The sequence below is a fragment of the Terrabacter sp. MAHUQ-38 genome (assembly GCF_014518425.1).
Lineage (GTDB): Bacteria > Actinomycetota > Actinomycetes > Actinomycetales > Dermatophilaceae > Terrabacter.
In genome coordinates this window covers 579,655-591,915 of the sequence record NZ_JACVCU010000002.1, presented here as the reverse complement: position 1 = coordinate 591,915, position 12,261 = coordinate 579,655, and the positions used below count along the sequence as shown (strand labels likewise).

The window sequence follows — 12,261 nt, the reverse complement described above, 5'->3', positions numbered from 1 at the left end:
CCACACCGACAACTGAGTCGACGGTGTCGAGCCGAGTCCGACTGGGTCCGACCGAGTCCGGCGCAGCATGACCTCGCAGAGGCCCCCACCCGCCGGGTGGGGGCCTCTGCTGTCGTTCACCAAATGAGACACGCATTCCACATCACAAGACGGGTTCTAGGCTGACGACCATGGGACAGACGCAGCTCAGGGACGCCTACTCCATCGCCGTCATCGGCGGTGACGGGATCGGTCCCGAGGTGGTCGCCGAAGGGCTCAAGATCCTCGACGCGGTCACCGGGGCGGGCGGCCCGAAGTTCGCGACGAGCGACTACGACCTGGGTGCCCGCCGCTGGCACGCGACCGGCGAGACCCTGCCGGACTCGGTCCTCGACGAGCTGCGCGGCCACGACGCGATCCTTCTCGGCGCCATCGGCGACCCGAGCGTCCCGAGCGGTGTCCTCGAGCGAGGGGTCCTGCTCCCGCTCCGCTTCGCCCTCGACCACTACGTCAACCTGCGCCCGGCCAAGCTCTTCCCCGGCGTCGCGAGCCCCCTCGACGTCGCTCGCGTCGCGCCCGACGGCATCGACTTCGTCGTCGTGCGCGAGGGCACCGAGGGCCCGTACACCGGCAACGGTGGAGCGCTGCGCGTCGGCACTCCGGCCGAGATCGCGACCGAGGTCAGCGTCAACACGCGCTACGGCGTCGAGCGCGTCGTCCGGGACGCCTTCGCCCGCGCCCAGGCGCGCCCGCGCAAGCACCTGACCCTCGTGCACAAGCACAACGTCCTCACCTATGCGGGCCACCTGTGGCGCCGTACGGTCGAGGAGGTCGGCGCCGAGTTCCCCGAGGTCGAGACCGCTTACCAGCACGTCGACGCCGCGACGATCTTCATGGCAACCGACCCGGGCCGCTTCGACGTCATCGTCACCGACAACCTCTTCGGCGACATCCTCACCGACATCGCCGCCGCCATCGCCGGCGGCATCGGACTCGCGGCGTCGGGCAACATCAACCCCGCCCGCACGACCCCGAGCATGTTCGAGCCGGTCCACGGCTCTGCCCCCGACATCGCGGGCCAGTCCAAGGCCGACCCGACCGCGGCGATCCTCTCGGTCGGCATGCTGCTCGCCCACCTGGGCCTCGACACCGAGGCGGAGCGCGTCGAGGCAGCCGTCGCGGCCGACCTCGCCGAGCGCGGCGACAGCGTACGCAGCACCACTGCCGTCGGCGACGCGGTCGTATCCCGACTCTGAGCCACTCGGCGGGCCACCCGCCCGCCCGTGTGCCCGTTGCGGCGGGCGCACCCCACGGCATACGGACGACGCTCACCTGTTTCGCGCGCTCGTGCATGGAGCGCGCGAACCCGGCACGGCGCGCGCAACATTGCGCGCGACCGGCGTGCCGATCGCGCGCTCGTTCGACGAGCGCGCGAAACACCCGGGATTCCGGGCCCGCTCCGGCCTCGCACGAGGCGGGGCCGGTGTCTCATCTCACGATGTGGGCGATAGCCTGACGTCGATCACTGCTGATTGTCTTTGGAGGTTTGCCATGACCACGGACGCCGCCCAGGCTTCTTCGACCCGGCTGTCCTTCGCGGTCACCCGCCGCGACGACGCGACGCCCACCGAGCGGATCGCCGAGATCCTCGACAACCCCGGCTTCGGCAGGACCTTCACCGACCACATGGTCGTCGCGACGTGGACGGCCGACGGCGGCTGGGACGACGCCCAGGTCAAGCCCTACGGGCCGTTCCAGCTCGACCCCGCGGCAGCGGTGCTCCACTACGCCCAGGAGATCTTCGAGGGCATGAAGGCCTACCGTCACGCCGACGGCTCGATCTGGACCTTCCGTCCGCAGGCCAACGCCGCCCGCTTCGCCCGCTCCGCCCGACGCCTCGCGCTGCCCGAGCTGCCCGAGGCGGACTTCATCGAGTCGCTGCGCCAGCTCGTCGCCGTCGACCAGGCGTGGGTGCCGGCCGGTGACGCGGGGGAGAAGAGCCTCTACCTGCGCCCGTTCATGTTCGCCTCCGAGGCCTTCCTCGGGGTGCGCCCGGCCCAGCAGGTCACGTACTCGGTCATCGCCTCGCCGGCCGGCGCGTACTTCCCGGGCGGCCTCAAGCCCGTCACGCTGTGGATCTCGACCGACTACGCCCGCGCGGGCGAGGGAGGCACCGGCGCGGCCAAGTGCGGCGGCAACTACGCGAGCTCTCTCGCCGGCCAGCTCGAAGGCATCGACCACGGCTGCGACCAGGCCGTGTTCCTCGACTCCTCGACGCACACGTACATCGAGGAGCTCGGCGGCATGAACCTCTTCCTCGTGACCAAGGACGGCCGCATCATCACGCCGGAGCTGACCGGCACGATCCTCGAAGGGGTCACCCGCAGCTCGATCCTCGAGATCGCCAAGGAGCTCGACCTCGAGCCCGAGGAGCGCCGCATCCCGATCGACGAGTGGAAGGAAGGCGCCGCCAACGGCGACATCGTCGAGATCTTCGCCTGCGGCACGGCCGCCGTCGTCACCCCGGTCGGCGAGCTGCGCTGGGACGGCGGATCGGTCGACCACCGCCGCGACGGGCACGAGGACCGCTACGCCGAGGCCATCCGCAACAAGCTCCTCGACATCCAGTACGGCCGCGTCGAGGACGCCCACGGCTGGCTGACCCGGCTCGTGTGACGGCGGGTGTGACGCTCTTCCGGCAGGGGGAGGCGGAGCGGTGACCGTGGACGTCTCGGGCCTGAGGCGTCCACGCCTCGTCGCGACCGACCTCGACGGCACGCTGCTGCGCTCCGACGGCTCGATCTCGCGACGCACCGGCAATGTCCTGCGCGCCGTCGAGGCCGAGGGTGTCGGCGTCGTCTTCGTCACGGCGCGACCGCCTCGCTGGCTCGACCCGCTGGCCGACGCCGTAGGCGGTGACGGCACCGTCATCAGCGCCAACGGGGCCTTCGACTACGACGTGCGGACGCGCCGGGTGACCGCGGCCTACCCGCTCGACCGCGAGCTCGTGCGCGAGCTCGTCGCGGACCTTCGAGCGGCGCTGCCCGGCATCGGCTTCAGCGCCGAGCTGACGGACGGCGTGCACACGGAGCCCGACTACCCCGAGCTGCATCCCCGGTGGGTGCCGGCCGACCTCGTGCCCGCGCCGATCGACGACCTGCCCCTCGAGGCCGTCGTCGGCAAGCTCCTCGCCCGCACGGAGCAGCTGCCCGACGACGACGTCATCCCGCGCGTCGCAGAGATCATCGGCGACCGAGCGCTCGTGCAGCACTCCGGCACCGGTGGTCTGGCCGAGATCTCGGCGCCGGGCGTCACGAAGGCCGCGGGCCTGGTCCGCTGGTGCGCTCGGCTGGGCATCGACGCGGCCGACGTGTGGGCTTTCGGTGACATGCCGAACGACGTCCCGATGCTCGAGTGGGCCGGCACCGCCTGGGCGGTTGCAAATGCCCATCCGGACGCGCGCGCGGCTGCTGACCGCGTGTGTCCGTCGAACGACGAGGACGGTGTGGCACGTACGCTCGAGAGTCTGTTCACATCCTGAGCCGGGGACGCTCCGCCATCAAAGGTTTGAACAAGAACCATTGACGGCACCGCGCAGGCGGGTAGAGGATGCCAAGCACCTTCCGGGAGCGGTGGACAAAGGTCCGCTGCACGATGTTTGCGAGGTAGTGCATGAGCGTTCCTCCTTCCACCCCCGACACCCTGAGCCCGACGGGCACGGTCTCAGAGTCCGACGACGAGTCGATGCTCGCCGAGCTGGGCTACAAGCAAGAGCTCCACCGCGGCATGAGCGGCTTCGCCAACTTCGCCGTCTCCTTCTCCATCATCTCGATCCTGGCCGGATGCATCACGACCTACTACCTGGCGATGGACGCCGGTGGCCCGCTGGCCATCAACACCGGCTGGCTCATCTGCGGCGCCTTCGTGCTCTGCGTCGCCCTCGCGATGGCCGAGATCTGCTCGGTCTATCCGACGGCGGGGGGCCTCTACTGGTGGGCCGGCCGGCTCGCCCGGACGAACAAGCGCGAGTGGGCGTGGTTCGTCGGCTGGTTCAACTTCCTCGGCGAGGTCGCCGTCACGGCCTCCATCGACTACGGCGCAGCCGTGACGTGGTCGGCGGTCTACACGATGGCGACCGGCAACTCGCTCGGCCTGCCGCAGGTCTTCCTCGTCTTCGTCGTCCTGCTCGTCGCGCACGCCCTGCTCAACACGTTCGGGGTCGACCTCGTCAAGCTCCTGTCGTCGGTGAGTGCCTGGTGGCACGTGGGCGGCGTGACGGTCATCGTCGTCGCACTCTGGGCCGCCCCCATCGAGCACCAGTCGCTCTCGTGGACCTTCACCCACTACGTCAACGAGACCGGCTTCTCCGGGACGGGCGGCGTCTTCGGCCTGCCGATCTACGCGTTCCTCGTCGGGCTGCTCATGGCCCAGTACACGCTGACCGGCTACGACGCGTCCGCCCACGTCGCCGAGGAGACGCGCAACGCCGCCATCGAGGCGCCCAAGGGCATCGTGCGCAGCGTCTGGGTGTCGATCATCGCCGGCTCGGTGCTGCTCGTCTCGGTGACGGCGGCCATCACCGACTACGGCACGGCCCGCGAGGCCGCCGACGCCAACGGGCTTCCCCCGGCGCAGATCTTCCTCGACGCGCTCGGTGACCGACTCGGGCTCGTCATGGTCGTCATCTGCGGCGTGGCGCAGTTCTTCTGCGGCATGGCGTCGGTCACGGCCAACTCCCGGATGTCGTATGCGTTCTCCCGCGACAACGCGCTTCCCGGCTCCCGCATCTGGGCCCGGATCAACCCGCGCACCGGCACGCCGACCAACTCCATCTGGCTCTGCGCGGCACTGTCCTTCGTCCTGACGGTCCCGGCCGTCTGGAACACGACGGCCTTCTTCGCGGTGACCTCGGTCGCGGTCATCGGCCTCTACATCGCGTACGCGACGCCGATCCTGCTCCGCCGGCTCAACCCGGACTTCCGGCAGGGCCGGTGGAACCTCGGCCGGTGGAGCGCCCCGATCGGCTGGGTCGCCGTGGTCTGGGTCGGGTTCATCGTCGTGCTGTTCCTGCTGCCGCAGTACTCGCCCGGCACGTTCGGCGACGCGACGTTCAACTTCGCGCCGGTCACGGTCGCGGTCGTGGCGGTGTTCGCGCTCGTGTCGTGGCTCGTCGTCGGCCGCAAGCACTTCATGCGCGACGTGCCCGAGGGTCACGACACGAAGCCGGCGGCGGAGCTGCTCGACTGACATGGCCGGAGTCGGGGGTGCGAGCGACCTCGCACGGAACGCGTTGCCGGATGCCGTACTGCGCCCGGCTCCCGGCAACGCGTTCGAGAACACCGTCGAGCAGCTGGCCCGGGCCATCCGCCTCGGCGTGCTCGCCGACGGCGAGCAGCTGCCACCCGAGCGTGACCTGGCTGAGCGGTTGGGGGTCAGCCGCAACACGCTGCGCGACGCCATCGCGGCGCTGCGCGAGTCGGGTCTCCTCACGACCCGTCGCGGTCGGGGCGGAGGCACCTGGGTGACCCGTGCCGAGCAGGTCCGGACCGAGGCGGGCGGCACGTTCGTGCGCAGCGGAGCCGCGATGCTCGACGCGCTCACGTTCCGGCGGGTCGTGGAGCCCGGGGCTGCGTGGCTTGCCGCCTCGCAGGCGCTCGCGGCCGACCAGCGGGCCTGGCTCGCCGACAGCCTCGCGGCCGTCGACGACGCCGAGGGTCCGGCCGCCCACCGCGTGGCCGACTCGCGGCTGCACCTGGCCATCGCGACGCTCGCGGGCTCGGCCATGCTCATCGACGCGGTGACGCGCTCGCAGGCGGCCCTGCACGAGATGCTCGTCGCGATCCCCGTGCTCAAGACGAACATCGGGCACTCCAACGAGCAGCACCACCAGATCGTCGGGGCGATCCTCGCCGGCGACGCGGACCGCGCCCGCGCCGTCATGGAGGAGCACTGCGACGCCACCTCCGCCCTGCTGCGCGGACTCATCGGATAGGACGGCACGACATGGCACCAGCGCCCACGCTCACCCTGGAGCAGCTCCGCGCCGACATCGAGTCGGGAACCGTCGACACGGTGATCGTCGCCTTCACCGACATGCAGGGACGCCTGCAGGGCAAGAGGTTGCACGGCCACTACTTCCTCGACCACGTGCTCGAGCAGGGCACCGAGGGCTGCAACTACCTGCTCGCCGTCGACGTCGACATGAACACCGTCGACGGCTACGCCATCTCGTCGTGGGAACGCGGCTACGGCGACATGTTCTTCGACATGGACCTCTCGACGCTGCGGCGCACGCCCGGGTCGCCGCACTCGGCGACGATCCAGTGCGACCTCACGTGGCTCGACGGCAGCGGCATGGTCGCGCAGGCGCCCCGATCGGTGCTCAAGGCACAGGTCGACAGGGCCGAGTCGATGGGGCTCGCCGCCTTCTGCGGCACCGAGCTGGAGTTCATCGTCTTCGAGGACTCCTTCGACGCCGCCTGGGACCGCGGCTACACCGGCATGACGCCGGCGAACCGGTACAACGTCGACTACTCGATCCTCGGCGGCGACCGCGTCGAGCCGCTCCTGCGTGAGATCCGCAACGAGATGTACAAGGGAGGCATCGTCGTCGAGGGTGCCAAGGGGGAGTGCAACCTCGGCCAGCACGAGATCTCCTTCCTCTACGACGAGGCGGTGAAGACCTGCGACAACCACGTCGTCTACCGCAACGCCGCCAAGGAGATAGCGGCCCGGCACGGCAAGTCGCTCACCTTCATGGCGAAGTACGACCAGCGCGAGGGCAGCTCGTGCCACATCCACCTGTCGCTGCGCGGGGCCGACGGCGGTCTCGCCTTCGCCGACGACTCCCGCGAGCACGGACACAGCGAGGTGTTCGACCACTTCATCGCCGGCATCCTCGCCACGATGCGCGAGCTGACGTACTTCTACGCGCCGAACATCAACTCGTACAAGCGGTTCCAGCCCGGCACCTTCGCGCCGACCGCGATCGCCTGGGGGCACGACAACCGCACGTGCGCCCTGCGCGTCGTCGGCCACGGCTCCGCTCTGCGCGTCGAGAACCGGGTCCCCGGCGGCGACGTCAACCCGTACCTGGCCGTCGCGGCGATGATGGCGGGCGGGCTGCACGGCATCGAGCAGAAGCTCGAGCTCGAGCCCGCCTTCGAGGGCAACGCCTACCGGTCCGACAAGGAGCACGTCCCCGCCACCCTTCGCGAGGCGCGTGACCTGCTGGACTGCTCCGCTCTCGCCCGGCGGCTGTTCGGCGACGCAGTGGTCGACCACTACGTCAACGCCGCCGACGTGGAGATCACGGCGTTCGACGCCGCAGTGACCGACTGGGAACGCCGACGCGGCTTCGAGCGACTCTGACCCACCGTCGACCGGACCGCAGGACCGACACGGAAAGCGACACGCACGACATGACCACGACCCACGACGTCATCAACCCGGCCACCGAGGAGGTGGTCCGGACGGTCGAGCTCGCCTCGGTGCAGGAGGCCGACGCCGCGATCGCCCACGCCTCGGCAGCGGGCCCGGCCTGGCGGGCCGTGAGCCCTGCGGACCGGGCCCTGCTGCTGCGCCGCTTCTCCGACCTCGTCGGTGAGCACCAGGAGGAGCTCGCCCTGCTCGAGGTCGAGAACGCCGGCCACACCATTGGCAACGCCCGGTGGGAGGCCGGCAACGTCCGCGACGTCCTCGCGTACTACGCCGGCGCCCCGGAGCGGCACTTCGGGCGGCAGATCCCCGTCGCGGGCGGCGTCGACGTCACGTTCCGGGAGCCGCTCGGCGTCGTCGGCATCATCGTGCCGTGGAACTTCCCCATGCCGATCGCCGGCTGGGGCTTCGCACCGGCCCTCGCGGCCGGCAACACCGTGGTGCTCAAGCCGGCCGAGCTGACACCACTGACCGCGATGCGCCTCGGTGAGCTCGCCCTCGAGGCAGGCTTGCCCGAGGGCGTGTTCACGGTCGTCCCGGGCAAGGGGTCGGTGGTGGGAGAGCGGTTCGTGACGCACCCCGACGTCCGGAAGATCTGCTTCACCGGCTCGACGGCGGTCGGGCAGGGAATCATGCGGGGCGCCGCCGACCAGGTCAAGCGGGTCACCCTGGAGCTCGGCGGCAAGAGCGCCAACATCGTCTTCGCAGACTCCGACCTCGAGCTGGCCGCGGCGCGGGCGCCATACGGCGTCTTCGACAATGCGGGACAGGACTGTTGCGCCCGCAGCCGGATCCTGGTCGAGCGCAGCGTCTTCGACACGTTCATGCAGCACTTCGAGACGGCCGTGCACGGCGTCGTCGTCACAGACCCGCACGACGAGTCGGCCGAGATGGGTCCCCTCATCAGCGCCGGGCAGCAGGAGCGCGTCCGATCGTTCGTCGAGGAGTCGACCGACGACGTCGACGTGGCCTTCCGTGGCGGGGCGCCCGACGGGGCCGGGTACTGGTACCCGGCAACCGTCGTGCTCCCGCGCTCCACGAGCGACCGGGTCTGGCAGGAGGAGGTCTTCGGACCGGTTGTCGCGGTCATGCCGTTCGACGACGAGGCCGACGCGGTCGCGAAGGCCAACGACACGGCATACGGACTCTCCGGCTCGATCTGGACGCGCGACATCGGTCGCGGGCTGCGCGTCGCGCGCGGTGTCGAGGCCGGCAACCTCTCCGTCAACTCGCACAGCAGCGTGCGCTACTCGACTCCCTTCGGCGGCTTCAAGCAGAGCGGCCTCGGCCGCGAGCTCGGCCCCGACGCGCTCGACGCGTTCTCCGAGGTGAAGAACGTCTTCATCTCGACCGACTGACCGACACATCACGCATCCACTGGGCTGGAAGGAATCCACATGGCAGGCAGGCTCGACGGCAAGGTCGCGGTCATCACGGGAGGGTGCTCCGGCATCGGTCTCGCAACGGTGCGGCGGTTCGCCGAGGAAGGCGCGAAGGTCGTCATCGGCGACCTCGATGAGACCAACGGGCCACGGGTCGCCGAGGAGGTCGGTGGCGGCTTCGTGCGCACCGACGTCGTGAGCAAGGCGGACGTCGACGCACTCTTCCGCACGGCCAAGGACACGTACGGCTCGGTCGACATCGCCTTCAACAACGCCGGGATCAGCCCGCCCGAGGACGACTCCATCCTCGACACCGACCTCGACGCGTGGCGCAAGGTGCAGGAGGTCAACCTGACGTCCGTCTACCTGTGCTGCAAGGCCGCCCTGCCCTACATGCTCGAGCAGAAGAAGGGCTCCATCATCAACACGGCGTCATTCGTCGCCGTCATGGGCGCCGCGACCTCGCAGATCTCCTACAGCGCCAGCAAGGGTGGCGTGCTCTCGATGTCGCGCGAGCTCGGCGTGCAGTTCGCCCGCGAGGGCGTGCGGGTCAACGCCCTGTGCCCTGGGCCGGTCAACACGCCGCTGCTCCAGGAGCTGTTCGCCAAGGACGAGGAGCGCGCCGCACGACGCCTCGTCCACGTGCCGATGGGGCGGTTCGGCGAGCCCGAGGAGATGGCCAACGCCGTGCTCTTCCTCGCCTCCGACGAGTCGAGCTTCATCACGGCCTCCACCTTCCTGGTCGACGGCGGGATCTCCGGCGCGTATGTCACACCTCTCTGAGCCACGCGTGGTCTCATGGGAGGGATGAGGTGGCGCACGTGACCAGCCGGCCGGTCATCGGGATCACGGCCTACGTCGAGCGCGCCTCGTGGGGCCACTGGGTCGACGTCCCGGGTGCACTCGTCCCGCATCGCTACGTGCGCATGGTCGAGGATGCCGGGGGCATCGCGGTCGTCATCCCCCCGCGCCCCGACACCGACGACGGCGTCGCCCTCGAGATCCTCAGGCGCCTCGACGGCGTGGTGCTCGCGGGCGGCGTCGACGTGGCCCCCGAGCTCTACGCCGACGAGCGGCACGCGACCGTCCAGGCGTCGCGACCCGACCGCGACACGACCGAGCTCGCCATCGCCCGCGCGTCGGCCACGCTCGACCTGCCGCTCCTCGGAATCTGCCGCGGGATGCAGGTCATGGCCGTGGCTGCCGGGGGAGTGCTCGAGCAGCACGTCCCCGACCGGGTCGGGCACGACGACCACTCACCGGGCCCCGCGACGTACGGCAGCCACCCCGTACGCACGGTGCCGGGCACGCGGCTGGCCGAGATCCTCGGGGAGCAGACCGACGTGCCGAGCTACCACCACCAGTCGGTGCTGACGCACCCCGGCTACGAGCCCTCGGCCTGGGCCGACGACGGCACGCTCGAGGCCATGGAGGACGCCGACGCAGCCTTCCGCCTGGCCGTCCAGTGGCACCCGGAGGTCGGGAGCGACCCGCGTCTCTTCCGCGCGCTGGTCGAGGCGGCGGTCGCCGTGCGACAGGGCTGAGCCGCGGCCACCAGGTGGACAGCGGGTCCACGATCCGGACGGGGTGTTTCGCCCGTGTTTCGTGAGCCCTACCTTTGGCGTGTGATGAAGCGCCTCGTGCCCACCGGCACGCTCATTATCGAATAGCGCGACGAGCACCCCTCGTTGCGCAGACCTCCCAACCCTGGGGGGTCTTTTTGTTTCCCGACCCACCCCTGAGGGAGACCCGCGGCGGCCACCACCCCGGCCCCACCGCACGAGAAGAGAAACGAGACGCGACGTCACTCCGAGCCGACCGCCACGCCGCGGTCGGCCGCATCCCCGAGATCGAGGACAATGAGGGCCATGGAAGCGCTGCACGTCTACGACACCACCCTGCGCGACGGCGCCCAGCAGGAGGGGCTCAACCTCTCGGTGTCCGACAAGCTCGCCATTGCCGCACTGCTCGACGATCTCGGGGTCGACTTCATCGAAGGGGGCTGGCCGGGCGCGAACCCGAAGGACACCGAGTTCTTCGAGCGCGCCAAGGGCGAGCTGAGCCTCCGCCGCGCGACGCTCGCCGCCTTCGGGGCCACCCGACGGGCCGGCGGGCTCGCCGCGGAGGATCCCCTCGTACGCGCCCTCGTCGACTCGGGGGCGTCCGTCGTGTGTCTGGTGGCCAAGTCACACACGGGCCACGTCGAGCGCGCCCTCAAGACCACGCTCGAGGAGAACCTCGCCATGGTGCGCGACACCGTCTCGTTCCTCGTCGCGCAGGGCCGCCGGGTCTTCGTCGACTGCGAGCACTTCTTCGACGGCTGGCACCTCGACCGCGACTACGCACTGTCGGTCGTGCGCACCGCACACGAGGCGGGCGCCGAGGTCGTCGTGCTGTGCGACACGAACGGCGGCATGCTCCCGCACCAGGTCGAGGTGGTCGTCGCCGACGTCATCGCCGAGACCGGCGCCCGCATCGGGGCCCACTGCCACAACGACACCGGCTGCGCGGCCGCCAACTCCGTCGCCGCTGTCCGCGCCGGCGCGACGCACGTGCAGGGCACGGTCAACGGCTACGGCGAGCGCACGGGCAACGCCGACCTCGTCACCGTCGCGGCGAACCTCCAGTTCAAGCTCGAGCTCGAAGCCATGGAGGCCGACGCGTTCCGGCGCGCCATGCACATCGCGCACGCCATCAGCGAGGTGACCAACGTCCCCGCCTACAGCCGTCAACCGTACGTGGGCGCGAGCGCCTTCGCGCACAAGGCCGGCCTGCACGCGAGTGCCCTCAAGGTCGACCCCGACCTCTACCAGCACATGGACCCTGCCCTGGTGGGCAACGGCATGCGCACGCTCGTCTCCGACATGGCGGGGCGCGCGAGCATCGAGCTCAAGGCGCGAGAGGCCGGGCTCGACCTCTCCGACCGGCCCGACGTCGTGGCGAAGGTGCTCGCAGAGGTCAAGGACCTCGAGCTGCGTGGTTGGACCTTCGACGCGGCCGACGCCACGGTCGAGCTGATGGTGCGCGAGGCGCTCGAGCCCGGCTGCACCCACTACTTCGAGGTCGAGTCGTGGCGCGTCATCACCGACTCGTCGGGGGAGGGTGCCGCGACGTCCGAGGCGACCGTCAAGCTGCGCGCCGACGGCTCACGCCTCATCGCGACCGGCGAGGGAAACGGCCCGGTCAACGCCCTCGACCACGCCCTGCGGGAGGCCCTGAGCCGCGCCTACCCGGAGATCGAGAAGATCGAGCTCATCGACTTCAAGGTGCGCATCCTCGATGCCTCGCACGGCACCGACGCCATCACGCGCGTGCTCATCGAGACCTCCGACGGCGAGACGTCGTGGGACACCATCGGCGTGGCGGGCTCGATCCTCGCGGCGTCGTGGCGGGCCCTGACCGACGGCATCGTCCACGGCCTGCTGCGCCAGGGCATCCCGCGTCGTTGAGGCGCGTCCGCGGC

10 protein-coding genes are annotated in these 12,261 nt (G+C 70.5%); all 10 read left to right on the top strand.

What is annotated here, in order from left to right; translation table 11 throughout:
• Positions 1-170 precede the first annotated feature (170 nt).
• The 10 genes from H9I49_RS09710 (at position 171) to cimA (ending at position 12,247) form a co-directional block, all read left to right on the top strand.
• Positions 171-1,235 carry a 3-isopropylmalate dehydrogenase gene (locus H9I49_RS09710; protein ID WP_188030136.1) on the top strand — a complete coding sequence of 355 codons (1,065 nt, stop codon included), beginning with the start codon at positions 171-173 and terminating at the stop codon, positions 1,233-1,235.
• A 295-nt stretch (positions 1,236-1,530) separates the two neighbouring features.
• On the top strand, positions 1,531-2,655 hold the full coding sequence (locus tag H9I49_RS09705; RefSeq protein ID WP_188030134.1) for a branched-chain amino acid aminotransferase: 1,125 nt from the start codon (positions 1,531-1,533) through the stop codon (positions 2,653-2,655).
• Positions 2,656-2,695: 40 nt separating this feature from the next.
• Positions 2,696-3,520 (top strand): HAD family hydrolase, encoded by an 825-nt coding sequence (locus H9I49_RS09700; RefSeq protein ID WP_370587509.1) that lies wholly within the window; start codon positions 2,696-2,698, stop codon positions 3,518-3,520.
• Between the two features lie 131 nt (positions 3,521-3,651).
• Positions 3,652-5,226: an amino acid permease gene (locus tag H9I49_RS09695; protein WP_188030132.1), complete on the top strand. Its 1,575-nt coding sequence runs from the start codon at positions 3,652-3,654 to the stop codon at positions 5,224-5,226.
• Between the two features lies 1 nt (position 5,227).
• Positions 5,228-5,971 (top strand): FadR/GntR family transcriptional regulator, encoded by a 744-nt coding sequence (locus H9I49_RS09690; RefSeq protein ID WP_188030130.1) that lies wholly within the window; start codon positions 5,228-5,230, stop codon positions 5,969-5,971.
• An 11-nt stretch (positions 5,972-5,982) separates the two neighbouring features.
• The gene (locus H9I49_RS09685) at positions 5,983-7,350 is read left to right on the top strand and encodes a glutamine synthetase family protein (RefSeq protein ID WP_188030129.1); all 1,368 of its coding nucleotides are present in this window, start codon (positions 5,983-5,985) and stop codon (positions 7,348-7,350) included.
• A 50-nt stretch (positions 7,351-7,400) separates the two neighbouring features.
• Positions 7,401-8,774 (top strand): aldehyde dehydrogenase, encoded by a 1,374-nt coding sequence (locus tag H9I49_RS09680; RefSeq protein WP_188030127.1) that lies wholly within the window; start codon positions 7,401-7,403, stop codon positions 8,772-8,774.
• Between the two features lie 39 nt (positions 8,775-8,813).
• Positions 8,814-9,581: a 3-oxoacyl-ACP reductase gene (locus H9I49_RS09675; RefSeq protein WP_188030126.1), complete on the top strand. Its 768-nt coding sequence runs from the start codon at positions 8,814-8,816 to the stop codon at positions 9,579-9,581.
• A 38-nt stretch (positions 9,582-9,619) separates the two neighbouring features.
• Entirely contained in the window at positions 9,620-10,342 is a 723-nt protein-coding gene (locus tag H9I49_RS09670) for a gamma-glutamyl-gamma-aminobutyrate hydrolase family protein (RefSeq protein ID WP_188030125.1), read from the top strand.
• 324 nt (positions 10,343-10,666) lie between these two features.
• Positions 10,667-12,247, top strand: coding sequence for a citramalate synthase (gene cimA, locus H9I49_RS09665; protein ID WP_188030124.1), 1,581 nt, complete (start codon positions 10,667-10,669; stop codon positions 12,245-12,247).
• The last annotated feature ends 14 nt before the right edge of the window (positions 12,248-12,261 follow it).

Coding starts and splice junctions, on each gene's coding strand:
- H9I49_RS09710 (WP_188030136.1), top strand. CDS start 171: ATGGGACAGACGCAGCTCAGGGACGCCTACTCCATCGCCGTCATCGGC.
- H9I49_RS09705 (WP_188030134.1), top strand. CDS start 1,531: ATGACCACGGACGCCGCCCAGGCTTCTTCGACCCGGCTGTCCTTCGCG.
- H9I49_RS09695 (WP_188030132.1), top strand. CDS start 3,652: ATGAGCGTTCCTCCTTCCACCCCCGACACCCTGAGCCCGACGGGCACG.
- H9I49_RS09690 (WP_188030130.1), top strand. CDS start 5,228: ATGGCCGGAGTCGGGGGTGCGAGCGACCTCGCACGGAACGCGTTGCCG.
- H9I49_RS09685 (WP_188030129.1), top strand. CDS start 5,983: ATGGCACCAGCGCCCACGCTCACCCTGGAGCAGCTCCGCGCCGACATC.
- H9I49_RS09680 (WP_188030127.1), top strand. CDS start 7,401: ATGACCACGACCCACGACGTCATCAACCCGGCCACCGAGGAGGTGGTC.
- H9I49_RS09675 (WP_188030126.1), top strand. CDS start 8,814: ATGGCAGGCAGGCTCGACGGCAAGGTCGCGGTCATCACGGGAGGGTGC.
- cimA (WP_188030124.1), top strand. CDS start 10,667: ATGGAAGCGCTGCACGTCTACGACACCACCCTGCGCGACGGCGCCCAG.